25 protein-coding genes and 1 tRNA gene are annotated in these 23,770 nt (G+C 60.8%); 13 read left to right on the forward strand and 13 right to left on the reverse strand.

Annotation, left to right across the window (positions count from 1 at the left end; genetic code table 11):
- Positions 1-4: 4 nt before the first annotated feature.
- The 7 genes from O2N64_RS08395 (at position 5) to O2N64_RS08425 (ending at position 7,016) form a co-directional block, all read left to right on the forward strand.
- Positions 5-793, forward strand: coding sequence for a Bax inhibitor-1/YccA family protein (locus O2N64_RS08395; RefSeq protein ID WP_271077167.1), 789 nt, complete (start codon positions 5-7; stop codon positions 791-793).
- A 176-nt stretch (positions 794-969) separates the two neighbouring features.
- Positions 970-1,917: a hypothetical protein gene (locus tag O2N64_RS08400; RefSeq protein WP_271077168.1), complete on the forward strand. Its 948-nt coding sequence runs from the start codon at positions 970-972 to the stop codon at positions 1,915-1,917.
- Positions 1,918-1,968: 51 nt separating this feature from the next.
- On the forward strand, positions 1,969-3,051 hold the full coding sequence (cgtA, locus tag O2N64_RS08405) for an Obg family GTPase CgtA (RefSeq protein WP_271077169.1): 1,083 nt from the start codon (positions 1,969-1,971) through the stop codon (positions 3,049-3,051).
- Positions 3,052-3,111: 60 nt separating this feature from the next.
- The gene (gene proB / locus O2N64_RS08410) at positions 3,112-4,245 is read left to right on the forward strand and encodes a glutamate 5-kinase (protein WP_271077170.1); all 1,134 of its coding nucleotides are present in this window, start codon (positions 3,112-3,114) and stop codon (positions 4,243-4,245) included.
- Positions 4,242-5,150, forward strand: a complete 909-nt coding sequence (locus O2N64_RS08415; protein WP_271077171.1) for an NAD-dependent epimerase/dehydratase family protein — start codon at positions 4,242-4,244, stop codon at positions 5,148-5,150. Before proB ends, O2N64_RS08415 begins: the two co-directional genes overlap by 4 nt.
- A 112-nt stretch (positions 5,151-5,262) precedes the next feature.
- Positions 5,263-5,712, forward strand: a complete 450-nt coding sequence (locus O2N64_RS08420; protein WP_271077172.1) for a hypothetical protein — start codon at positions 5,263-5,265, stop codon at positions 5,710-5,712.
- Between the two features lie 92 nt (positions 5,713-5,804).
- A complete protein-coding gene (locus O2N64_RS08425; protein WP_271077173.1) occupies positions 5,805-7,016 on the forward strand; it encodes a cupin domain-containing protein in 1,212 nt (403 codons plus the stop codon).
- A gap of 3 nt (positions 7,017-7,019) precedes the next feature.
- On the opposite strand, the gene O2N64_RS08430 is transcribed toward O2N64_RS08425, so the two are convergent.
- The 8 genes from O2N64_RS08430 to O2N64_RS08465 all read right to left on the reverse strand — a co-directional run bounded on the left by O2N64_RS08430 (position 7,020) and on the right by O2N64_RS08465 (position 14,346).
- Positions 7,020-7,805, reverse strand: a complete 786-nt coding sequence (locus tag O2N64_RS08430; RefSeq protein ID WP_271077174.1) for a phosphoadenylyl-sulfate reductase — start codon at positions 7,803-7,805, stop codon at positions 7,020-7,022.
- Positions 7,798-8,253: a DUF934 domain-containing protein gene (locus O2N64_RS08435; RefSeq protein ID WP_271077175.1), complete on the reverse strand. Its 456-nt coding sequence runs from the start codon at positions 8,251-8,253 to the stop codon at positions 7,798-7,800. Before O2N64_RS08435 ends, O2N64_RS08430 begins: the two co-directional genes overlap by 8 nt.
- Positions 8,246-9,928 carry a nitrite/sulfite reductase gene (locus tag O2N64_RS08440; protein ID WP_271079623.1) on the reverse strand — a complete coding sequence of 561 codons (1,683 nt, stop codon included), beginning with the start codon at positions 9,926-9,928 and terminating at the stop codon, positions 8,246-8,248. Before O2N64_RS08440 ends, O2N64_RS08435 begins: the two co-directional genes overlap by 8 nt.
- A complete protein-coding gene (locus O2N64_RS08445; protein WP_271077176.1) occupies positions 9,928-10,224 on the reverse strand; it encodes a DUF2849 domain-containing protein in 297 nt (98 codons plus the stop codon). The genes O2N64_RS08440 and O2N64_RS08445 overlap by 1 nt, the downstream gene beginning before the upstream one ends.
- A complete protein-coding gene (gene cobA / locus O2N64_RS08450; protein WP_271077177.1) occupies positions 10,221-10,976 on the reverse strand; it encodes a uroporphyrinogen-III C-methyltransferase in 756 nt (251 codons plus the stop codon). Before cobA ends, O2N64_RS08445 begins: the two co-directional genes overlap by 4 nt.
- A 99-nt stretch (positions 10,977-11,075) precedes the next feature.
- The gene (locus O2N64_RS08455; RefSeq protein WP_271077178.1) at positions 11,076-12,296 is read right to left on the reverse strand and encodes a mechanosensitive ion channel family protein; all 1,221 of its coding nucleotides are present in this window, start codon (positions 12,294-12,296) and stop codon (positions 11,076-11,078) included.
- A complete protein-coding gene (metC, locus tag O2N64_RS08460; RefSeq protein WP_271077179.1) occupies positions 12,293-13,507 on the reverse strand; it encodes a cystathionine beta-lyase in 1,215 nt (404 codons plus the stop codon). The genes O2N64_RS08455 and metC overlap by 4 nt, the downstream gene beginning before the upstream one ends.
- The gene (locus O2N64_RS08465; RefSeq protein WP_271077180.1) at positions 13,504-14,346 is read right to left on the reverse strand and encodes a sulfurtransferase; all 843 of its coding nucleotides are present in this window, start codon (positions 14,344-14,346) and stop codon (positions 13,504-13,506) included. Before O2N64_RS08465 ends, metC begins: the two co-directional genes overlap by 4 nt.
- A gap of 129 nt (positions 14,347-14,475) precedes the next feature.
- Between O2N64_RS08465 and queF the strand changes: the two genes are divergently transcribed.
- From queF to O2N64_RS08480, 3 genes are all read left to right on the forward strand, one after another.
- Complete coding sequence (gene queF, locus O2N64_RS08470) at positions 14,476-14,952, forward strand: preQ(1) synthase (RefSeq protein ID WP_271077181.1); 477 nt, start codon at positions 14,476-14,478, stop codon at positions 14,950-14,952.
- A 121-nt stretch (positions 14,953-15,073) separates the two neighbouring features.
- Positions 15,074-16,387 (forward strand): UDP-glucose dehydrogenase family protein, encoded by a 1,314-nt coding sequence (locus tag O2N64_RS08475; RefSeq protein ID WP_271077182.1) that lies wholly within the window; start codon positions 15,074-15,076, stop codon positions 16,385-16,387.
- Between the two features lie 103 nt (positions 16,388-16,490).
- Positions 16,491-17,027 carry a hypothetical protein gene (locus O2N64_RS08480; protein WP_271077183.1) on the forward strand — a complete coding sequence of 179 codons (537 nt, stop codon included), beginning with the start codon at positions 16,491-16,493 and terminating at the stop codon, positions 17,025-17,027.
- 30 nt (positions 17,028-17,057) lie between these two features.
- On the opposite strand, the gene O2N64_RS08485 is transcribed toward O2N64_RS08480, so the two are convergent.
- The 4 genes from O2N64_RS08485 to O2N64_RS08500 all read right to left on the reverse strand — a co-directional run bounded on the left by O2N64_RS08485 (position 17,058) and on the right by O2N64_RS08500 (position 20,107).
- Positions 17,058-17,133 (reverse strand) — tRNA-Thr (locus tag O2N64_RS08485).
- Positions 17,134-17,185: 52 nt separating this feature from the next.
- Positions 17,186-17,896, reverse strand: a complete 711-nt coding sequence (locus O2N64_RS08490; RefSeq protein ID WP_271077184.1) for a hypothetical protein — start codon at positions 17,894-17,896, stop codon at positions 17,186-17,188.
- A 14-nt stretch (positions 17,897-17,910) separates the two neighbouring features.
- Positions 17,911-18,798 carry a hypothetical protein gene (locus O2N64_RS08495; protein ID WP_271077185.1) on the reverse strand — a complete coding sequence of 296 codons (888 nt, stop codon included), beginning with the start codon at positions 18,796-18,798 and terminating at the stop codon, positions 17,911-17,913.
- Positions 18,788-20,107 carry a replication-associated recombination protein A gene (locus tag O2N64_RS08500; RefSeq protein ID WP_271077186.1) on the reverse strand — a complete coding sequence of 440 codons (1,320 nt, stop codon included), beginning with the start codon at positions 20,105-20,107 and terminating at the stop codon, positions 18,788-18,790. The genes O2N64_RS08495 and O2N64_RS08500 overlap by 11 nt, the downstream gene beginning before the upstream one ends.
- Before the next feature lie 133 nt (positions 20,108-20,240).
- Between O2N64_RS08500 and O2N64_RS08505 the strand changes: the two genes are divergently transcribed.
- Positions 20,241-21,200, forward strand: a complete 960-nt coding sequence (locus tag O2N64_RS08505; protein WP_271077187.1) for a PadR family transcriptional regulator — start codon at positions 20,241-20,243, stop codon at positions 21,198-21,200.
- Positions 21,201-21,270: 70 nt separating this feature from the next.
- Positions 21,271-21,726 carry a hypothetical protein gene (locus O2N64_RS08510; protein ID WP_271077188.1) on the forward strand — a complete coding sequence of 152 codons (456 nt, stop codon included), beginning with the start codon at positions 21,271-21,273 and terminating at the stop codon, positions 21,724-21,726.
- Here O2N64_RS08510 and O2N64_RS08515 read toward each other — a convergent pair.
- Positions 21,718-22,887 (reverse strand): glycosyltransferase family 4 protein, encoded by a 1,170-nt coding sequence (locus O2N64_RS08515; RefSeq protein WP_271077189.1) that lies wholly within the window; start codon positions 22,885-22,887, stop codon positions 21,718-21,720. The genes O2N64_RS08510 and O2N64_RS08515 overlap by 9 nt on opposite strands.
- A 197-nt stretch (positions 22,888-23,084) precedes the next feature.
- On the opposite strand from O2N64_RS08515, the gene O2N64_RS08520 reads away from it, so the two are divergent.
- Positions 23,085-23,759, forward strand: a complete 675-nt coding sequence (locus O2N64_RS08520; RefSeq protein WP_271077190.1) for an NUDIX hydrolase — start codon at positions 23,085-23,087, stop codon at positions 23,757-23,759.
- Positions 23,760-23,770 lie beyond the last annotated feature (11 nt).

Here is a 23,770-nt window from a genome sequence, read left to right on the forward strand (position 1 = left end):
AAACATGGCAAATTGGAACGACAACCAGACCCGTCAGGGTTTCGGAACCGCTCCGGGCCAGACGGGCGATGTTGCCGCCGGCACCACGTTTGATGCTGGCCTGCGCAAGCATATGCTCTCGATTTACAATTACATGGCATCGGGCGTGTTGCTGACCGGTGTGGTCGCGATGCTGTTCGCCCGTGGCGGTGATGAGTCGATGGCCGCTAGCGTGTTCTACAATGGCGGTATTCTCGCCTGGGTGATCATGCTTTCGCCGCTCGCCATCGTGTTCGCGATGAGCTTTGGCCGCGATCGCTTCTCCACCGGCACGCTGCAAGCGATGTTCTGGGGCTTTGCGGTGCTGATGGGCCTCTCGCTTTCGACCGTATTTCTCACCTATACCGGCGCATCGATCGCGACGACATTCTTCGCGACGGCTGGTGCCTTCGCTGGTCTCAGCCTCTTCGGCTACACCACGAAGAAGGATATTTCGGGCTGGGGCAGCTTCCTTATCATGGGCGTAATCGGCCTTCTGATTGCGATGGTCGCAAACTGGTTCCTCCAGTCGCCCGGCCTGGATCTCGCGATTTCGGCAATCGGTGTGCTGATCTTCGCTGGCCTGACCGCGTATGACACGCAGCGTCTGAAGCAGGAATATCTGATGATCCAGCAGGCCAAGATGACGAACCCGTCGGTTGCTGCCGCTTACCCGCTGGGCAAGCTGGTGATCATGGGTGCGCTGAACCTGTATCTCGATTTCATCAACATGTTCCTGTTCCTGCTGCGCTTCATGGGTGCAGCCCGCGAATAGGACTGAGAAACGATCATATTGGCGACACGCTTTGTCGCACATCTGATTCATTTGAACGTGCCCGGAGTGCAAATCTGCATTCCGGGCATTTCTTTTGTGCGGACAGCGGGATAGTCATCGCAGGGTAATGGACCATCGGGGATAGTCATTCCCGGGCAGAGGAATTTAGGCCGATTATGAATACACCACCGCTGACCATCAGAAAGACGGAGCGCAAGGGTATCGCAGCGCGCGCCGCGATCATTTGTGCCACCGCTGCACTGCTTGCCGCCTGTGCAACGCCGCCACCCCCTCCGCCGCCACCGCCTCCTCCCCCGCCTCCTCCGCCAGTAGTGGAGGCCATTCCCTATCGCCCGGTTCCGCCTTCGCTTGCCGCCTACCGCATGGATATTCCGCGCAAGGATGCGATGGGCGTACGCACGACGGTCAACTCCAATCTCGGACAGGATAGAGCGATCTGGCACTTCCGGTCGGGCTGGAATGTGGCGGCGCTCAATTGCACGGCAGAGCGCTACCAGAATATCCTGGATGGCTATGGGGCCATGTTGCAGAACGAAACCCAGCTGCTGTCCGGGGTGAACAACCGGCTGGAAGCACAATATCGGCAGCAAGCGGGTGGCGATCGGAGGGCGGCCATCCGCCTGCGCGAAACCGAATCGACCGAAGTCTACAATTACTTCACGCTTCCCGCTGCGCGCCGCGAGTTTTGCAATGTCGCGCAGTCACTGGCGACCGATTATCTGACGACCCGGCCAGGTGATTTCGCGCTTTTCGCGATCAACGGCCTCGCTCAATACGAAGTGGCGTTCGAACGCTTCTACACCGCATACGAGCAGTATGAGGTCGCCTCGGCTGAGTGGGACGCCCGCTATGGCGCGCAATATGGCGCATCGCAGCCCGGCTGGGTCGCGCTGTATGGCACCGCATCGCAGCAGGCCGCTGCCGGGGTGCAGAATTTCAATACCACGCCGGCGGACCCGGTTGTCGTCCCGGATACCGATACCGGCGCGGCAATCCCCGTCATTCCGGTAGATGAAGGTGCCGCCAGCACCCCCGTGGTGCAGCCGATTCCTGATGAGAACATCGTCATGCCCGCGCCGAGCGAGGATGACGAGGCGAACTAAAAGACAATCTTCAAAGGTGCATGGGCGGCAAAACTCATCTAAAGGGCCGCCATGCACTTTCTTGATCAAGCAAAGATTTTCCTGAAGTCCGGAGCGGGCGGCCCCGGGGCTGTCAGCTTTCGGCGCGAAAAATACATTGAATTCGGCGGTCCTGACGGCGGCAATGGCGGCAAAGGCGGCGATGTCGTCCTGGTTGCGGTGCCCGGCCTCAATACCCTTATCGACTTCCGCTATGCGCAGCATTTCAAGGCGAAGCGCGGCGGCCATGGCATGGGTAAGGATCGCTATGGTGCGGGCGCAGACGATCTGGTGATCGAAGTGCCCGTGGGCACGCAGGTCCTTTCCGAAGACAAGGAAGAGATTATTGCCGACTTCACGAAGGAAGGACAGCGCGTCGTCCTGCTTGAAGGCGGCATGGGCGGGCGCGGCAATGCGTCCTACAAGACCTCCACCAATCGTGCACCGCGCCAGCACCAGCCGGGTGAGCCGGGTGAAGAAATGTGGGTGTGGCTGCGGCTGAAACTGCTGGCCGATGTGGGGCTGGTCGGGCTTCCCAATGCGGGTAAGTCCACTTTCATCAACGCCGTATCCAATGCGCGGGCGAAGGTTGGTGCCTATGCCTTCACCACGCTTATTCCCAAGCTCGGCGTTGTTCGCCACAAGGGGCGCGAGTTCGTGCTGGCGGATATTCCGGGCCTGATCGAAGGCGCAGCTGATGGCGCAGGCATCGGTGATCGCTTCCTCGGCCATATCGAGCGCTGCCGGGTGCTGATCCATCTGATCGATATTTCAGGACTGGGCGAGACCGATCCGGTCGAAGCCATGCGCGTCGTCGATGCAGAACTCGAAGCCTATGGCGCAGGCCTTGAAGGCAAAGCGACGCTGGTCGCACTCAACAAGATCGATCTTGCCGATGCCGAGCTGGCAGCAGGCTTTTCAGACGAGTTGAAAGCGGCGGGCGCAGACGAGGTATTTCCCGTATCGGGCGCAACGGGAGAGGGTATCGAGGAACTGCTCGATGCCGTTTTGAGTTACCTACCTGACCGGACGATGACCGAACAGCCTGGCTCGCTTTCCAGCGAGGAGGATGGTTCCAGCGGGGAGGGCGAAGGCGAAAGCTGGTCCCCGATCTGATCGTTCCTATCTTCGCCGCAACGGTTTATCTTTTAGCAGACATATAAACGGCCAATACCCATGCCCATCAAAACTCTCCTCGACTTTCGTGATCCCGAAGCGTGCAAGCGCATGGTCATCAAGATCGGCAGCGCGCTGCTGGTCGATGGTAGCGGGAGGGTTGAAGTCGAGTGGCTGCGCACGATCGTCAACGAAATCTGGACCGCGCGCGAGATGGGGATCGACGTGGTCGTGGTCAGCTCCGGCTCGATTGCTATCGGCGCAAAGCAGCTCGATTTTTCCGAAGGCGGGCGGCGAACCTTGGCGGAGGCACAGGCATCCGCCTCGGTCGGCCAGATCGAGCTGGCCAGCGTCTGGCGGCAGCTGCTTGCCGAGCGAGATCTGACCGCCGCACAAATGCTGCTGACACTCGATGATTTCGAAAGCCGCCGCCGCTATCTCAACATCTCTGCCACGCTGCGCCGCCTGCTCAAGAGCGGTGTTGTGCCAGTGGTGAATGAGAATGACACGATCGCGACCGGCGAAATCCGCTTTGGCGATAATGACCGGCTGGCTGCGCGGGTGGCGCAGGCATGTCAGGCCGATGGTGTCATCCTGCTCACCGATGTCGATGGACTGTATGACAAGCATCCGGATGAGCCCGATGCCGAACGCCTCGACGAAGTCCACGGTGTCACCGACGAGATCCACGCGATGGCCGATACCGAATCCGGCTCGGGCCTCGGGTCGGGCGGCATGACCGCCAAACTGCTGGCTGCCGAGATCGCCGAGAAAGCAGGCATTGCGCTCGCCATCGTCAACGGCACTGAGGAAAATCCGCTCGCCCGGGCCATGGCCTCTCAGGCGGCAACGCTGTTCCTGCCGCAGCGCGATGAAAGCGGACGCCGCGCGTGGATCGGTGGGCGCATGCGCTTTGCCGGTTCGATCAAAGTTGACGATGGCTGCGTCCGTGCGGTTCGCAATGGCAAAAGCGTGTTGGCGGCCGGCGTGATCGGCTCCGATGGAGACTTCGAGCGCGGCGACATCATCCCGGTGTTCGACGTTGCCGGAAACATGATTGCGAAGGGCTTGGTCGAATATGATGCCGATGATGTGGAAGCTATCATGGGCATGCAGAAAGACGATCAGGAGGCCATTCTGGGCCATGCACCGCGCTCTGCCGTCATGCACCGCGACCACCTGGTGCTAATGTGATCCTTGCCGTCACCGGCGGCACTGGCTTTGTCGGTCAGGCGGTTCTTGAGGAAGCAGCGCAGCGAGGAATTACCGTTCGCGCTCTGACCCGCAGAGAGCAGGCCGAGAGCGAAAATATCACATGGATCCGTGGGGATTTGTCAGACACAGCGGCCCTGGCGGAACTGATGCGCGGCGCAAATGCTGTGCTGCATATTGCCGGTGTCGTGAACGCGCCTGATGAGGCGGGTTTCAAAAGCGGCAATGTCGATGGCACGCGCAATGTCTGCGATGCGGCACGCGAAGGAGGCGTAAAGCGGATCGTCCACGTCTCTTCCCTCGCCGCAAGGGAGCCGGGCCTCTCCATGTACGGCCATTCCAAACGCATGGCGGAAGAAGTTGTGCAGGTGAGCGGCCTCGACTGGACGTTAGTGCGCCCGCCCGCCGTCTACGGGCCGCGCGATACCGAGATTTTCGAGCTCTTCAAAGCGGCGAAAATGCGCTTCGTACCCATGCCGCCGAAAGGGCGCACTTCGATCATTCATGTCGCTGATTTGGCGCGGCTTTTGGTCGCAATCGCCGAGGACAGCACCAAGAATGTCGGCCGTATTTTCGAACCCGATGATGGCCGCGAGAATGGGTGGAGCCACAAGGAGCTCGCCAAAACCATTGGTGCTGCGATGGGCAAATCGGTCTGGGCGCCGCATGTCCCGCGAGCCCTGCTGTTCGGCGCCGCCAAGGCCGATCGTTTGCTGCGCGGGGCCAAGGCCAAGCTCACACCGGACCGGGCGAGTTACATGGCGCACCCTGATTGGGTGTCCGATCCCGCCCAAGCGGTCCCAGCCGCGGTCTGGCGTCCGGAAATCGCTTCCGGCGAGGGATTGACGCAGACCGCAGACTGGTACCGCAAAGCTGGCTGGCTCTGACAGCAAAGATCAATACACCATATGGGGTGTTGTCTTATGCGCATGGATGGGTAGTTTGATGCGCATCAGCCTTCGGTGGGGATACCGAAGGGGACAAGCCGAGGGGGATTCTATGGCAAAAAGGGCAAAGCCCGTTTCACGTCGTTCGTTTGTGGGCCTGATCACGGGTGCCGCAGCAGCGACAATCGTTGCCGGTCCGGCCGTCGCTCAGCAGACGGGACGTACCGACAGTGACCCGAATGACCGTGCCGGCCAAGGCCGCACCGGTTATTCAGACAGCGACCCGAGTGATCGTGCTGGCCACGGCCGGACCGGTCGAACAGACAGCGATCCGAACGATCGCGCAAACTATGGCCGCGGTGGCGGTCGGAGCAGCGGCAGCGGTACGACCGACTCCGACTCCGGTTCGAACTCCGATTGCGGTGGCCGCGGTCGCGGTACCAGCAATGGCCATTCGGACAGCGATCCCAACGATCGCGCCGGTCAGGGTCGTAGCGGTCTGACCGATTCGGACGATAGCGATCGCGCTGGTCGCGGTCGTGGTCGCGGCTCCTGCGCATAATCGCCAGGCAAGCGTTCCGGGAAAAATAAAGGGCGGGAGCGGGCATGGCCTTCTCCCGCCCTTTTTCACGATTGAAAAGGCATAGATTACTGATGCAGGGTCAGCCCAACCATTCCGCTGCCAAACAGGCAGTCGAAATGCTTATCGCGCCGCTTACCGCGGACGAATTCTTCGCCGAGTATTACGAGCGCAAATATTTTCACAATCCGGTGATCCATCCCGAAGCAGCCGACCTGCTGAGCATGGATCGTATCGATGAAGTGATTTCGGATAGCGAATTGCCGCCCAGCTCGCTCAGTATGGCGAAGTCCGGGGAAGGCCTCGATCCTGCGGAATATACGTTTGAAAACGGCGTGATTGATCGCGGCGCAGTGCTCGATAGCTACCGCGATGGCGCGACGATCATCCTGCCGCAGCTTCATCTCGCCGATGGCAAATTGTACAGCTTCTGCCTTGCGCTGGAACGTGAATTCGGCGCGCGGATGCAGACGAATGTCTACCTCACTCCGCCCGAGGCGCATGGCTTTGGCATCCATTATGACGATCACGACGTCTTCGTTATCCAGATCGCCGGGGCCAAGCAGTGGGAAATCTATGGTGACCGCGATGGTCTGCCCTTCCGCGGGGAAAGCTTCCGCAAGGATCGCGATGATCCGGGCGAGCTGAAGGAGACCTTCATCCTGCAGCCGGGCGAATGCCTCTACGTGCCGCGCGGCACGGCCCATCGTGCGCCCAATCATGGCGACGAGCCCAGCCTGCACATCACCGTCGGCATCCTCCACCAGACATGGGCGGAATTCATGCTCGAAGCGGTGGGCGAGGCGACTTTGCGCATTCCCGAAATGCGCCATTCGCTGCCGCGCAAATTGTTCTTCGACGATGGCAGCGAACGTGCCGATCACGCCGCGATGTTCTCAAGCCTCATGAATGAAATCGCCGAGAAAGCGAGCTTCGATGCGACGCTGGCGGCGTTCTCCGGTAATTTCGTAAAAGCCCAGGGGCCACGCCTGCGCGGGGCGCTGACTGCGCTCAGCCAGGGGATTGGCGCAGATGATCGCCTTCGTGTTCGCGAGCATATCCTCTACAGTTTTGAAAGCGCTCCTTCTCAAAGCGGTGAAGGTGAAGAAACGCAGATCGTGCTCTCCGGCTCTTCGATGCCCCTCTCAGCCGAACTGGCACCACAATTGCGCGACAAGATAGCTGCGGGTCAATTCGCCAAGAGCGATTTCAGCGTTTCCGATGCCGAAGAGCTCGACGATATTATCGGAACACTCGTCGCTTACGGCCTGCTACTGCCCGAATAGGACCTAGAGGAACGGCTCATAGCCCGGGGGCAGGGCGCTCACATCGCTTTCGCCGTCATCGGACGAATGGATGCCGCATTCCGTCTTGTCCCAGCCGCGCCAGCGACCGGCGCGGGCGTCCTCGCCGGGTTTTACAGGGGACGTGCAGGGCGCGCAGCCGACCGAGAGGAAGCCTTTCGCTTCCAGCGGGTGACGGGGGAGGTCACGCTCTGCGAAATAGGCTTCGAGATCGTCCTTTACCCAATCGCCCAGCGGGTTGAGCTTCAGGCGCCCGTCCTCGACTTCGAAGCGGGCGATGTTCTGGCGGGTGTGCGACTGAAAAGCCTTGCGGCCCGAAATCCAGCTGTCGAGCCCGGCCTTGGCGCGGGCCATCGGCTCCACCTTGCGAATCTCGCAGCAGCCATCGGGATCGTAAGACCAGCGCAATCCGCTTTCATCCTTCTGCGCCAGTACTTCAACCTTGGGCGTGACCACCTGGCTGTTGCTGAAGCCGAAACGCGCGATCAGATCTTCGCGATAGGCGAGCGTTTCGGGAAACATCTTCAGCGTATCGACGAAGATGACCGGAATGTTCGGGTCGGCGCGCGCGACAAGGTCGAGCAGGACGGCGCTTTCGGTCCCGAAACTCGATACGACCGCAACATTGCCAAGGATGTTTTCCGCAAACAGCGTGCGCAGCATCTCCAGCGTTTCCACGCCATCGAAACGCGCATTCAGCGCATCGGCATCGGCCTGCGTAAACGCAGGCGCCGTGTCGATCACATCCAGTTTGCGGGCAGGTTCAGCCATGCCGCAGCTTCCAGATCGGCACCGCATCGTCGACGGTCGGCTGGTAGACATGCTCCCAGCGCGAGAAGGCCGTGTGCGCGTCCTCCTCATCCAGCGCTTTGTCCGGGGCAAAGGCATCGAAGCCGCACCGGCGCATGTAGGCGAGCTGGTCCACCAGCACATCACCTACCGCGCGCAGCTCTCCGGTGTAGCCGTGCTCGCGCAGCAGCCGGGCTGCCGAATAACCACGGCCATCGGCGAAAGTCGGGAAATTGACTTCGATCAGCCGGATACGCGCCAGATGCGGGAGCAATTCACGCGCGTCGTCGCCCGGCTCGATCCGCACGGCACTCGCATCGGATTGCTCGAGGAAAGCATCGACAGTCACCTGCGCGCCATCGCTCGCCTCATCGTCGCGGAAGCGGAATTGCACGGCATCAAGACCGGTTCCGAGGTCCGTATCAGGCATAAAGCGCCTCCTTGAATGTATCCATGCCGACCCGGCGATAGGTGTCGAGGAAGCGTTCGCCCTCCTGCCGCTGGGCGAGGTAGGTGTCCGCCACCTTCTCCACCGCGTCGACAATGCCAGCTTCGTCGAAACCGGGACCGGTGATCTTGGCGAGGGAGACATCTTCCGCCTCGCTGCCGCCGAGCAGCAGCTGGTAATTCTCGACGCCTTTGCGGTCGACACCGAGGATGCCGATGTGGCCTGCATGGTGGTGCCCGCAGGCATTGATGCAGCCCGAAATCTTGAGCTTCAATTCGCCTAGAGCATCGCCCTTGCCGGACGCTGCAAAGCGCTCCGAAATCTTCTGTGCGATCGGGATCGAGCGGGCATTGGCGAGCGAGCAATAATCGAGCCCGGGGCAGGCGATGATATCGTCGATCTGGTCCAGATTGGGCGTGCCGATTCCCGCAGCTTCCAGCTTCTCCCACAGCTCATGCAATCGCGCGATTTCGACATGCGGAAGCACGATATTCTGAGTGTGCATGACGCGGCATTCGTCGAAAGAGTACTCCTTGGCGAGCTCGGCCATCAGATGCATCTGCTCTGCGGTTGCATCGCCGGGAATGCCACCGACGGGCTTCAGGCTGATGACGGCTGAGCAGTAATCAGATTGATGGTGGGGATTGAGATTACGCCGTACCCATTTTGCGAACTCGTCATTCCCGCGCAGGCGGGAATCCAGCTTTTCTTCGATCCGCGCTGCAAATGTAGCTGGATCCCCGCCTGCGCGGGGATGACGAAGTTGGGTGGGTAATTCGAAGTAGCCCTTGATCCGGTCCAGTTCTGCAAGCGGTGGTTCGACGCCCTGATCCTGCAAGTGGGCGAATTCTTCTTCTACCTGCCGGGCGTATTCCTCCGCGCCCATTTCATGGACGAGGATCTTGATACGCGCCTTGTACTTGTTGTCGCGCCGCCCGTGGCGATTGTAGACGCGAAGGCAGGCCTCGGCATAGGTCACCATCTGGTCCAGCGGCACGAAGTCGCGGATCAGCGGGGCGATCATCGGGGTGCGGCCCATGCCGCCACCGACATAGAATGCAGCGCCGAGCTCACCCGCATCATTGCGAACGATATTGATGCCGATGTCGTGAAGCCGCATGGCCGCGCGGTCTTTCTCGGAAGCGATTACGGCGATCTTGAACTTGCGCGGCAGGTACGAAAACTCCGGATGGAAGCTCGACCATTGTCTCAGCAATTCGGCATAAGGCCTTGGATCGACGACTTCATCAGCGGCAGCGCCAGCAAAATGGTCTGACGAGATATTGCGAATGCAATTCCCGCTCGTCTGGATCGCGTGCATTTCGACCTTCGCGAGGTCCGCCAGAATGTCGCCTGCATCTTCCAGCTTGATCCAGTTGTACTGGATGTTCTGCCGAGTGGTGAAGTGGCCGTAGCCCTTGTCGTATTTGTCGGCGATGTCTGCCAGCGCATGCATCTGGCGGCCGTTGAGCGTGCCATAGGGAATGGCGACGCGCAGCATATAGGCGTGAAGCTGGAGGTAGAGCCCGTTCATTAGCCGGAGCGGCTTGAACTGGTCCTCGGTCAGCTTGCCTTCGAGACGCCGGCGGCACTGGTCGCGGAATTCCTCGACACGGGTGTCCACCATCGCCTCGTCGTATTTGTCATACTGGTACATCAGATCACCCAATCCCAGCCGCGCTGCTCGGCGGCTTTGTATCCGAGGTCTTGCCGCACGGTCGGGCCGAGTGCGCGAACGCGGTCCTTTATGTGTGCGGGGCGAGGGCCGTCTTCGGTTTGCTCGGCGGCAATGGCGTAGGGTGCGTTCACGCGGCGGGCGGATTCCTCACGCGCCATGATCGCCTCTGCCTCGTCGCCTGCATCCGCTGCATCGGCAATGTGGAGTGACCATCCCTGGCCATCCCACCACACGACAGCGCCAGTTTTCAGGTCGTTTCCGGTAAGGATTTTCATGCGGCAAACTCCTGCACGGTTGCAGCGATGGCGGCATTGGGTCGCGCGGTCACTTCACCGATGATGATGAGCGCGGGGCTCTGCACCGCTTCGGCTTCAACCAGATCGGGCAAGGCCGCGAGGGGGCCGCGCAACACGCGCATTTCCGCACGGCAGGCATTCTCGACGATGGCCACGGGCATATCGGGCGCAAGGCCATCGGCCATCAGCTTCTCGGCAATCAGCGGTGCGGTTTTGACGCCCATATAAATCACCAGTGTGCGGCCAACACCCGCAAGGCCCGACCAATCCTGATCGGAAAGCCCCTTGCACTGGCCAGCTACGAAACTCACGATACTCGCGCTGTCACGGTGTGTGAGCGGGATGCCGGATGCGGCCGCAGCGCCATTGGCTGCTGAAATGCCGGGGACGACTTCCACCCGCACACCGGCAGCATGCGCATCTTCCATTTCCTCGCCGCCGCGCCCGAAGACGAAGGGATCGCCGCCTTTCAGCCGCACGACATCGCGCCCGGCCTTCGCCTCGCGGACCAGCAGGGCGTTGATCTCCTCCTGCGGGAGAGTGTGCTTCGATCGCTGCTTGGCAACGGAGACCAGGCGCGCATCGGGCGGTGCCATGGCGAGTATCGCGGGATCGACAAGCCCGTCGTGAACGATCAGCGAAGCGCTTTCGATCAGCCGCGCGGCGCGCAAGGTCAGAAGGTCAGGATCGCCGGGGCCAGCGCCGACAAGGAAGATTGTGCCGTTTTGCATGCAGCCCAGATGCGCGCATCGCCCATGCTGCACCAGCGAGAATGGATTGGGGCGGGTTTAGGTGAACTTTACCCGCCGCTTTCGGACAGTTCGCTCGCCCTATTTCTCGATCCGCTGCGAAATGGCTTCCACCAGCTGCTGGAACTGGTCGTTGGTACGCAGGTTCAAATCTCGCTGCGGGAACGGGATTTCGATGTCGTTCTCCTTGAACAGCTGCCAGATCCGCCGGTAAACATCCGAGCGGATATTGGCCATGCCTTCCTCCGGATCCTGGATCCAGAAGCGCACATCGAAGTCGACCGAACTATCGCCGAACCCCATCAGATTGACCCGCGGCTTGGGTGATTTGAGTACGCGCGGCACATCGTCGACGGCCTTGTAAAGCAGCTCGGTCACCAGCTCGATATCGCTGCCATAAGACACGCCGACCGGCGCTTTCACGCGCACATCGCGTGAGCTGTAGGACCAGTTGACCACCTGATTGATCATCAGGTTTTCGTTCGGAATGAGGTATTCGGTCTGGTCACGCGTCACCACGGAAATGGCGCGGATGCCGATCTTGCGGATCTGGCCAAAGCTTTCCGTCCCGGCATTGTCGGTGACGGAGATCACGTCCCCCGGCTTGATGGACTTGTCCATCAGCAAGATGATGCCGGAGATGAGGTTACCGAAGGTCTTCTGAAGGCCGAAACCGATGGCGAGACCGAAAGCACCGGAGAACACCGCCAGCGCGGTGAGGTCGATTCCCAGCAGGTCGATCCCGACGAGAAATGCGGCCACCCAGATGATGATGGTGGCGATTTTCTCCACAAGAACACTCTGGGATTCGTCGAGCCTGGTGACGCGCTTTAATATGCCGCGCATGCCTTTGGTTATCATCCATGCAATCGTGATCACCACGGCGATCACGAGGACAACCACGAAAACATCCCACAGCGAAACGCGCATGGAGCCGACTTCGAGCGCCATGCCCTGCATGGAATCGATCATTCCGCCAACCGTTTCGCTGCGCTCGCTGACTGCATCGCCCAGATCGGCAGCGGTGGAAACGGCATCGGTCGCTTCGGGCTCTGGCGCATCGACGGATTGATCGGGCAGCGCCATCAGCGGTTCGCCGGTTTCCGGATCGATGATGGGTTCGCCCGTTTCCGGGTCGAGTACCGGCACTGCTTCTTGCGATGGCACGCCCATCATCTGCTCGCCGGTCTCCGGATCGATCAGCGGCTCACCCGTTTCCGGATTGAGCAAAGGCACGGCTTCGGGTGCAGATTCGTCCGCCGTGGCAGTCGCAGTGGGGGTAGGCGTGGTAATCGCGCTCATTTGGTCTCCATGGCGGCAAATCCGTTTTCCAGGTCACGGATCAGATCCGATGGGTCTTCTAAACCGATGGCGAGGCGAACGCCAAGCCCGCTGCCATGATCGACTCCCTGCGGCCAAGCATGATGGTCCCGGATGCGAGCCGGGTCGGCCGGGATGATAAGGCTTTCATAGCCGCCCCAGCTGAAGCCAATTCCGAAGAGTTCGAGAGCGTCGATGAAACGGCCGCGCGCCGCCTTGTCGGCAACTGCAAAAATGAAACTGAAGAGGCCGCAGCCGCCGGTGAAATCGCGCTTCCACAGGTCGTGACCGGGTGCGCCGGGGAGCATGGGGCATAGCACTGCCGAGACTTCATCGCGTGATTCCAGCCACTTGGAAATCTCAAGTGCACTTGAGGTCGTCTTTTCCAGGCGTAAACCCATGGTGCGCAAGCCGCGCAACGCCAATGCAGCATCGTCGGGCGAGACGACTTGTCCCATATACTGCGCTTGCAAGCGGATGCGCTCGATTATGGGCGCGGCGGCAGAGGCGCTTCCCATCATCAAATCCGAATGTCCGCCGATATGCTTCGTGAGGCTCATGATCGACACATCGCAGCCATGGGCCAGCGCGCTGAAGCCCAATGGCGATGCCCAGGTATTGTCGATAACGCTCAGCACGCCGTGCTCGCGGGCAATGGCTGTGAGGGCGGGGACATCGCAGACTTCCATTGTCAGGCTGCCCGGACTTTCCAGCATCACGACTTGCGACTTGTCGGAGATCGCTTCAGCCAGCGTCTCGGGCTGCATCGGATCGAAAGTGCGTGTGGCAATCCCCATGCGCCTGAGCATCCCGAAAGCGATCGCACGGGTGGGTTCATAGGCGTTGTCGGTCAGCAAAAGCTCGTCACCGGGCTTGAGCAGCGCGAGCAACGTGGCCGCAATCGCCGCAACGCCGCTTGGGAAGAGTTCGGTGCCGTCCGCACCCTCTTCAAGGCCGGTCAGCGCATCGGCCAGCGCCCACTGCGTCGGCCCGCCGCGACGCCCGTAATAGAAATGGCCGTCCGCATTGGGCCTTCCCTTCGCGAGGTCCGCCACATCTTCGTAAAGATGTGTGCTGCTGCGCCAGACGGGGGGATTGACCACGCCGCCGGGCTTGCCGGGCGCGGTGGTCCATTCTTTCAGCCGACCGGCCTCGACAAGGCGTGTGGCAGGCTTGTGCTTCTTGTCGCTCATACTGCTGGTCCGGTCTCCACAGGCATATCGGGATCGCTGCCCCAATCGCTCCAGCTGCCGTCATAAAGCGCGGCGTCCTTGCCGATCAAATGCAGGGCGAACAGCAAGACAGATGCCGTGATGCCGCTGCCGCAGGTGGTGGCGATCGGCTTGTCGATATCGATCCCGGCTTCGGCAAAGGCCGCGCGAATTTCCGCCGCGTTTTTGAAGGTCCCATCCGAGTTGAGCACCGCGCCAAAGGGCAGGTTCCGCGAACCGGGAATATGACCGCTCGCAACGCCCGACCGGAAGTCACCCTCTTCGCCGGTGAAGCGAGCGGCTCCGCGCGCATCGACGACTTGCTCTACCTGCGTGTCGATATTGGCGAGCATTTCTGCCTTCATGCGGATAAGACCTTCGCCGCCTGTGCTACGATGCTCGGTCGCTCTGCAATGACTTTCGCCGCTTTCGACTGCGCGATCTTCTGCAATCCATTTTGACAGCCCGCCATCCAGGATCGCGATGTTCTGAAGGCCGAACAGTCGGAGCAGAAACCACGCCCGCGCAGAGCTGCGAAGGGCGCTGTTGTCGTAAAGGACGACGCGTGTGTCCGGAGATACACCGAGTGCCGACATACGCGCATCGAATTGCGCACGTGTGGGCGGGGCCGACGGCACGGGATCGTCCGGATTGGTTAACGATTTCAGCGCGAGGAAGCGTGCGCCGGGAATATGCGCCTCTGCAAATTCGTGTCCCGCATCTCGCTGCGCTGAGGGCAGGTGCGCCGAGGCATCGAGCACGATCAGGTCAGCTGCGCCAAGCTCTTCGGCAAGCCATTGGGTGGATACGAGCGATTGCATATGTTGGGGAGTAGAGGCTTGGGGGCCGACAGTAAACGTCGGGCGAGCGCGCAGGTTGAGAAACGGTCAGCCATATTTGCGCGCAAAGCATGCTTGTGCGCGGGCCAGCTTCGCGCCATTGGGGCGGGTATGACTGATACAACAGATGCCAGCCCGTCCGGTCAGCCGCAATTCCTTGGCCAGCAGAGCCCGCTTCCAGCCAGTCCGGATGAGGCGAAACTCGATTATGTGCCCAATCCGCGTGCCGGAGAGCTCTATCTCGTGCGCTTTGCCGCGCCTGAATTCACTTCGCTCTGCCCGGTCACCAGCGCGCCCGATTTCGCCCATCTCGTCATCGATTATGCTCCGGGCGAGACGATCGTGGAATCGAAAAGTCTGAAGCTGTTTCTCGGATCGTTCCGCAATCACAATGGCTTCCACGAAGATGTCACCGTGGGCATCGGCAAGCGGCTGTTTACCGAAATGCAGCCCAAATGGCTACGCATCGGCGGCTATTGGTATCCGCGCGGCGGCATACCGATCGACGTGTTCTGGCAATCGGGCGCGCCGCCGGAAGGCCTTTGGCTGCCGGATCAGGGCGTTGCTCCCTATCGCGGACGGGGCTGAACTACTCAAACTTCACCGCGCCCTCGACTTGCCTTCACGCGCTCTCGTGGATAGGGAAGCGCGCGACTGACACGGCCGATCATCTCGGGCCGGTAATTTTCGAAAAGACAAGGATTTTCGCATGCGTATCGTAATGATTGGCACTGGATATGTCGGACTGGTTTCTGGCGCCTGTTTCGCCGATTTCGGCCACACGGTGACCTGTGTCGACAAGGACCAGTCCAAGATCGACGCGCTGCTGAACGGCGAAATTCCGATTTTCGAGCCGGGTCTTGATGAGCTGGTCGCTAATAATGTTGCTGCCGGACGTTTGTCCTTCACGCTCGATATTGCCGAAGTCCTGCCGGAGGCTGACGCGGTCTTCATCGCAGTAGGCACGCCGACCCGCCGCGGCGATGGCCATGCAGACCTTTCCTATGTCTACGCGGCAGCCGAAGAAATGGCTCCGCTGCTGCGCGATGGCGCGGTGGTGGTCGATAAGTCGACGGTGCCGGTGGGAACCGGCGACGAAGTGGAAAGCATCATCGCCAAGACCGCGCCGGACCTTAAGTTCTCCGTCGCCTCGAACCCCGAATTCCTGCGCGAAGGTGCGGCGATTGACGATTTTGCCAAGCCGGATCGCATCGTTGTCGGCGTGAACGATGACCATGCGAAAGAGGTGATGGAAGCGATCTACCGCCCGCTCACCAGCAATGGCGCTTTGCTCATCGTGATGAACCGCCGCGCGGCTGAGCTGACCAAGTATGCCGCGAACGCTTTCCTCGCGACCAAGATCAGCTTCATCAACGAAATGGCTGACTTATGTGAGAAAGTTGGCGCGGATGTGCGCGATGTGGCGCACGGTATCGGCACCGACAGCCGCATTGGCGGACGCTTCCTGATGCCGGGCCCCGGCTATGGCGGCTCGTGCTTCCCCAAGGATACGCTCGCGCTGCTGAAGACGGCCGAGCAGTTCGACGCTCAGCAGGCGATCGTTGAAGCGGTCGTCAAATCCAACGATGATCGCAAGGCGGCGATGGGCGGCAAGGTGATCGGCGCGCTTTCGGGCGATGCCAAGGGCAAGACCGTCGCCGTGCTCGGCCTGACGTTCAAGGCAGACACCGATGACATGCGCGATTCGCCCGCGATCGACATCGTCCGCGCGCTTACTTCTGCGGGTGCGACCGTACGAGCCTACGATCCGGAAGGCATGGAGCAAGCGCAGAAGATTGACGGGCTTGGCGCCGATGACATCACCTATTGCGAGGACGCTTATTCCGCCATGGAAGGCGCAGATGCGCTGGTGATCATCACCGAATGGAAGCCGTTCCGCGCGCTCGACCTGACCAGGGTCAAGGAGCTGATGGCAGCGCCCGTTATGGTCGATCTGCGCAACCTCTACAGCCGCAAGGATGTCGAGGCGAACGGCTTCACCTATGTGGCGGTTGGCCGCTAAGCGACTGCTGCGCCCCTACTTTCCTGGCTGAAATGCGAATGCGCGCTTGCCTTGTCAGCGCGTGGCGGCATAGTCGCGCCGAGGGTTGAACGGGGATTTTTCGATGAAGAAGCTTTTCGCAATCGCAGGCATGGCACTGCTGTGTCTGTCGCAGACAGTATTGGCGCAATCGACCGAGGGCACTGTCACCGCCTCCAACGGAGTTTCGCTGACCGTTCATAACGACAAGGCGGAAGGCATGGTCGAATACGCCGCGCCCGAGGTCTCTTTCGCGATCGACAATTTCGCCATCGAAAGCAGCGCCATCGTGACCCGCTGGGGCCCGCGTCAGGATCCGGGCGATGCCTTTGTCAGCTTCATCGTTGCCTATAACGGCAATTTCATCGGCTTCGATCGCGCAACGACGACCGGCGGTGAAGACCTCGAAACAATCGTCATTCTGCAGGATGATTCCAGCTGTCAGCGCGCGGGTTCTGCAGATTGCATTTTCATGGAAGTATTCCGCATCCTGCCGACACCGAGCCAAGTGAGCGCAGCCGCGCGCGACGGCATGTTCCCGATCCGCATTGCCAGCAATCGCGGCAGGCCCATCACGGTCGATGTCCCGCTCAGCTATTTCGAAGCGGTCAACAGCCGATAAGGCGCAAGTTACGGTAAATATTCAGGGAAGTGGTGCCGGCTAGAGGAGTCGAACCCCTGACCTGATGATTACAAATCAACTGCTCTACCAACTGAGCTAAGCCGGCACATCTGTCCGCGGACGGCGGCTCCTTAAGGGCAAACGACCGGCTTGAACACCTATTTTTTTACGCGCCATTCGCGGGCGTAGGCGCTTTCGGAATTATACTTGCGATCATGCGCATGCGCCTGTTCGTCCAGCTCTTCCTCACTTGAGCCTCGCGCTACGTGGTCCTTGATCAATGTGTCACGCCGGATGGCGATCAATTGCACCATCGGCATGCCTGCGGGCAGCACGAAATCGCCCACGCCGCCGCGCCACAGGAAGGGGAAATTGATGGTGGTCGCGAATTTGTCGCAGTCCACGAAACCCGAAAAAAGCTGGAATGGCAGATCGGGGCGCGAGAGCGGCGTGGTGAACAGCACCGAATACCCGTCAGGCACTCTGATCCGCCACGGATTGACGAATTTGAGCGGTGTGACGGGGCCAAAGGGCGGCGCAGGTGCACCAATCTGCCCGGGATGGTGAAATTCGATCGGCTGGAAGGCGACCTCATGCGGCCACCCGAATTGCATATTCTGCTGATCCTGCGGCACGCGGATGTGAGTCTCGTATGGCAGCGGGATGACGTATCCCAGCGCAAAGGCGTCGGTAACCGGCAGGCACGCCTTTACGGTCATGCCGGGCTTACCGTCTGCGTCGGGTATATCCATTTCCCGCGGCAGGTCCTTGAACCAGTCCGGAGCGAAACGGATCGCGCGATCGGGCTTGGGCAAAGTGCCTTCAAGCTCTGGATCGCACAGAAACGCGATTTCGGGGTCATCCGTCATCGGCAGACTATTGGTCAGCGGGCACCGAAGGTCCAGCCTTCTGTCCGCGCGATTTCAGGTGTCAGCTTCTCAGGCGACCAGAGAGCGTCCACTTGCGCGGCATTGCGAAGCCACGCCGCGGTGATGAGAGCATCGGAGGCGTGATCGTCGATAGGGCCGCTTCCACAGATCGCAGGGCTGCCGAGCCTTGCAAGCGCCTCGTCCAGCTCTTCAAAGCTGCGGATTTTGCTGCGCGAAGCGGAGCGTCCGGCCGCCATGGATGCGAGCGCGGTATAAATCTCGACGACGACCGATCCGGTGTAGGGCAAGGGATCGATCGGCCAAACCGGCAATTCACCGCGCAGTGCGTGAAGCACGCGCATGCCGGTCAGGCTCGATTTCCCCACCTGCGCCGCGCCGACCAGATTGAAATTGGAGTAGGGTTTGCATCCCATCGCTTCCTGGGCGCGCTCGGTGACACGCAAACGGCCCCTCCCGCCGGCTGCGCCGCCCGCGCCGAACCGCGCGCCTTCGCGTCCGCCGTGGCGGCGGAAATAATGCGATGCCTCGGGGTGGTCCACGAAGCTTCCGGCAGAGAAATGCTCATCGCCCTCGCAGATGACGTCGATCAGCGCCCAGAGCGATTTTGCATCGGGCGGCGACTTCTCCCATCCGGGAAAGTAAGCGCCTTCATCCGCGTACGGCAGGGCAATGCCCAAATCGAGGCCGACGAGCGAATTGTCCGGCAGTGCGTCTGCCAGCACATCGCGCACTTCGGCTCTGGTCCATCCTGCCTCGCGTTCGACAAGCACCGGCGGTCCCCCATCGGCATGCGCCACCGCCATCGTGATTGCCTTGTGCCGTGCGCCTTGGGCGCCTGACCAGTCGACCGCGATAAAGTGCTCGAATTGTCTAACCGCCACGCTCGCCCCTCAGCTTTGCCCAATAATCCAGCCGCTCCTGTATCTTGCGCTCGAACCCGCGCTGGACGGGTTGGTAGAACTCCTGCGGCTCCATTTCATCCGGCCAATAATTGTCGCCGGAAAAGCCCTCATCCGCATCGTGATCGTAGGAATAGCCTTTGCCGTATCCGGCATCCTTCATCAGCTTCGTGGGCGCGTTGACGATGTTCATCGGCGGCATCAGGCTGCCGGTTTCCTTCGCGCTCCGCCACGCCGCTTTCTGCGCCTTGTAGACCGCATTCGATTTGGGCGCGGTGGCGAGATAGATGCAGGCCTGGACCAGTGCCAGTTCACCCTCAGGCGAGCCGAGAAACTGATAGGCATCGCGCGCGGCAACGCATTGGGTGAGCGCGGCAGGATCGGCCATGCCGATATCTTCCACCGCCATGCGGATCAGCCGCCGCGCGAGGAACAGCGGTTCCTCTCCCGCCACCAGCATCCTCGCCATGTAATAAAGCGATGCCTGCGGATCCGACCCGCGCACCGCTTTGTGCAGGGCGGAGATCAGGTTGTAATGGCCCTCCCGATCCTTGTCGTAAACAGCGACACGGCGCTGCAGGAACTGGCCGAGCGCTGCGGGATCGAGCGGCTGGTCGATCGCTGCATTGTAAAGCGTTTCTGCCTGGTTGAGCAGGAAGCGACCATCGCCATCGGCGCTCGCAACCAAGGCGTCCCGCGCTTCATCCGTCAGGGGGAGGGGACCTTCCAGCTCTTCAGCCCTGCCCAGCAATTTGCCCAAGGCCTCTGCATCGAGGCGGTGCAGGATCAGGACCTGCGCGCGGCTGAGCAAAGCAGCATTGAGCTCGAAACTGGGGTTCTCCGTGGTCGCGCCGACCAGCGTGACCACGCCCCGCTCAACGAAAGGCAGAAAGCCATCCTGCTGTGCGCGATTGAAGCGGTGGATCTCGTCCACGAAGAGAAGCGTACGCTGCCCTGCCTTCTTGGCTCTCTCGGCTGCGGCAAAGGCTTTCTTGAGATCGGCGACGCCGGAGAAAACAGCGCTCACCGCTTCATATCGCATGCCGACTTCCGCAGCGAGAAGGCGAGCGATGCTGGTTTTGCCTGTCCCCGGCGGCCCCCACAGGATCAGGCTGGAGAGGCGGCCAGCGGCGATCATCCGGCCGATCGCACCTTCGGGGCCGGTAACGTGATCTTGCCCGATAACCTCCGCCAAGGAGCGCGGGCGCAGCCGATCGGCGAGCGGCGCATCTTCTGCCGCTTCGTCTGGACCATCGCCGGGGGGAGCATCATCGCCAAACAGGTCAGCCATGGCTTCTCTCTGCCCCAGCTCAGTTGAGAAAGGTAGCGAGCAACGAAATTTTTGCCCGATTGATGCGAAAGCCTCTTGTTACGATAGCTCTAAGATATATCTTAAGGCTGGGACGAGAAATGGAGTTCTGGCCATGGCCAAGAAGAAAGAAGCGGCTGGCAAGCCGCGCAAACCACGCAAGGTCACCGTCAAGCGGAAGGCCACGACGCGCCGCACGGCAAAGCCGAAAGAGGAAGTGATCGAGGAAGAAGATCTCGAGCCGGTAGAAGGCGAAACGCCGCCCGAAGGCGCAGATTTTGACGTGCATGTCGAAGTCGAGATCGAAGACCGCCCGGAAGGTGAGGACTTTGATGTCGATGTGGATGTGGACGATGACGAGGATGACGCCCGCACCCGGCGACGCCGCCGCAATCGCGCCGAGTTCAAGCGTCAGTTCAAACGTGAATTCAAGCGCGAGTTCAACACCGACGATATCTTCGGTCCGGACGGCATTTTCGGCCGTGGCGGCCCATTCGGCGGCGGCGGCCCGTTCAATGCGAGCGGCATCTTCGGCCCCGGCGGCCTCTTCGCCATGAACAACAATCGCAATCGCGGCCGTGGTCCGCGCCGTGGCGGTCCGCCGCGCCGGCGCGAACGCATGTTCGGCCCCGGCGAATTGCGGCTGGTGCTGCTGGCCATGCTCGCCGAAGAGCCGCGCCACGGATACGAGCTGATCAAGGCGTTGGAAGAGATGACCGGCGGGGCCTATTCACCCAGCCCCGGCACCATCTATCCGACGCTACAAATGCTCAGCGATGAAGGCATGATCGAAGAGCAGGAAAGCGAAGACTCGCGCAAGCTCTACCAGGCCACCGATGCCGGCATCGATGAGCTTGAAGAACGCGGCGATGAAGTCGACGATCTGTGGGAACGCCTCGGTCGCAAGGCCGAGCGTGCAAAGCCCGCGGCAGGATCGGCAGACGTGTTCCGCTCGCTCGGCAACCTCGCCACCGTTTTGACCAACAAGGCGGCGCGGGGCGATCTGAAAGACGTGCAGAAAGATCAGGTGATCGATCTGATCGATGCACTCGCGCGCAAGATTGAGCGGCTCTAGCGCGACGGCGATTTTGCCAAACGCGTAATTCCTGATAACCCTCCTCCGGGATTTCTCGGGGGAGGGTATCATGACAAATGAATGCGCAGCCACGCCGTGGCATCTATGGGTTATCGGCATTGTCACGCTGATTTGGCATGCGGGCGGGGCGCTCGACTACACGATGACGCAGACGCGAAACGCAGATTATCTTCAGGCTGCGGCCGATCAGGCGGGCGTTTCGCTTGATGTAATGCTCGATTACTTCACGACATTTCCGGCCTGGGCAGATGCGGCTTGGGCATTGGGTGTGTGGGGCGGATTTTTCGGCTCGCTGTTGCTGCTGTTCCGCAGCCGTTTTGCGCTTTATGCCTTTGCCGTTTCGCTGGCAGGCCTTGCAGTATCGACTGTGTATCAGAGCACAGCGAACATGCCGGCAGAGCTCAACACTGCTTTCACCTGGATATTCACCGCGGTGATCTGCATCGTGCTGATCCTGCTCATTATCTATTCGCGCGCGATGGCGGCTAAGGGCGTGCTACGCTGAGACCGCCTGCTTGGCTCCGCCATGTTCTGAAACAAGGCGGAGATAGGCGTCGGCGACTGCCGAATTGATCGCATCCCATGAATACTCGCGGCTGCGCAGCTCGCCTGCGCGCCCGTGGGCTTCGCGTAAGGCCGCGTCACGATTATAGACTTCCACCGCATCGGCGAACAGCTCTGCCTTGCCGGGTTCGATCAAGCGGCCGGTGACGCCGTCTTTGACGAGGCTGGTGCTACCGGTTGCGCGCGCGGCGACCACCGGAATGCCGCTGGCCATGGCTTCCAGCGTCACATTGCCGAAGGTCTCGGTCACCGAGGGATTGAGCAGCATATCCATGCTGGCAACGGCGCGGCCAAGGTCCGCTCCCTTCTGGAATCCGACGAAAGCTGCATCGGGGCAATGTTCGGCGAAGAAACTCTTGGCCGGGCCTTCACCCACCACCAGCACTTTGTGCGGCACGCCGCGTGCCTTCAGCAGGTCCGTCGTTTCGGTGAAGACATCGAGACCTTTCTCGAGGACGAGCCTGCCGAGGAAGCCGATCGCAACATCTTCATCACCGATGTCGTGAGCGCGTCGCCATTCCATATCGCGGCGAGAGGGGTCGAAAATCTCCCTGTCGACCCCGCGTGCCCAGATCGAAATGTCATCGCCCATGCCCTGTTCTTCGAGCACGTCTGCCATGCTTTGCGACGGCGCGACCAGTGCATCGGCGCGGTTGTAGAACCGCTTGAGGATGGAAACCGCCAGAGGCTCGAGAAAAGCGAACCCGTAATAGCGCGGATAGGTCTCAAACCGCGTGTGCACGCTGGCGAGGATCGGCAGCCCACGCGAGCGCGCCCAGCGCACAGCGGCATGGCCGGTAAAATCGGGAGAGGACACATGCACGATATTCGGGCGAAATTCTGCCAGATCGCGCTTTACGTCGGCATTGAAGCCCAGAGGTATGCGATATTCGCCGCGTCCGGGAATGGGCACATTGGGAACGCCGACCAGGTCCCCTGCAGGCTCGAACGCAGGCTCATCGACCTTGGGTGAATAGACGCGCACCGACGCACCCTGGCGCAGCAGGTAGTCGGTCAGGCGATTGAGCGCCTGGTTCGCGCCATCGCGGACATAATTGTAATTGCCGCTGAACAGCGCAACGCGAAGATCGGTTGTGTCCATTGAAAGTGCCTTTAGGCGAGAGCTGCCCGGATTGCGAGAGGGGGCAGGGGCTGTGCCGTCGAGATGCCCCCAAACTGCAACCGCAGGACCACAGTCTTCCGTATGCGATAGTCCTCGGAAATGAGGGGCGATTTATCCGCTTGACAAATAACCAGAATAGTAATAACTAATATGATTATTAGATAAGAGGCGAGTCAATGGAAGATCGCGAGTTCATTGAAAATTACGACCCCACAGAGTTTCCGGCGGTCGCGGTTACCGTCGATACCGTCCTTCTGAGTGTGGTGGATGGCAAGCTTGTTGCCCTACTGCAGGAGCGTGGCGCGGCGCCGTTCGCTGGCAAGTTGGCAATTCCAGGCAGCTTCGTTCGCGAAGAGGAGGGGTTGGACGAGGCTGCCGAGCGGGTTGTCGCCACCAAGGCAAGGCTCGAGCATGTCTGGCTCGAGCAGCTCTATTCCTTCGGCGCGCCCGGGCGAGACCCGCGTATGCGTATCGTTACAGTGGCGTACTTCGCGCTGCTCCCTGCAAAGATCGCGCTGCAGGCGGTGGATCGGCACCCGGATCTGACACTTGCAGAGGTGGCGGAGCCCGGCAAACTGGCCTTCGACCACGCCGAAATCCTCCGAACGGCAGTGCTACGCCTTCGTGGCAAGCTGGATTACGTACCGCTGGCCTTTGCCCTTCTGCCGGAGAAATTCACCCTCCGTGAGTTGCAGCAGGTGCATGAGGCGATCCTCGCCACCCAATTTACCAAGCCTGCTTTCCGGCGCCGGATGATCGACCAGGGTTGGATCGAGCCGACCGGCGAATTCGAAAGCGGCACACCCTATCGACCGGCGGAACTCTACCGCTGTAAACCCCAGCAGGACTGAAGGAGGTCTGT

Origin of the sequence: Aurantiacibacter sp. MUD61, from assembly GCF_027912455.1 — a bacterium.
GTDB lineage: Bacteria > Pseudomonadota > Alphaproteobacteria > Sphingomonadales > Sphingomonadaceae > Alteraurantiacibacter.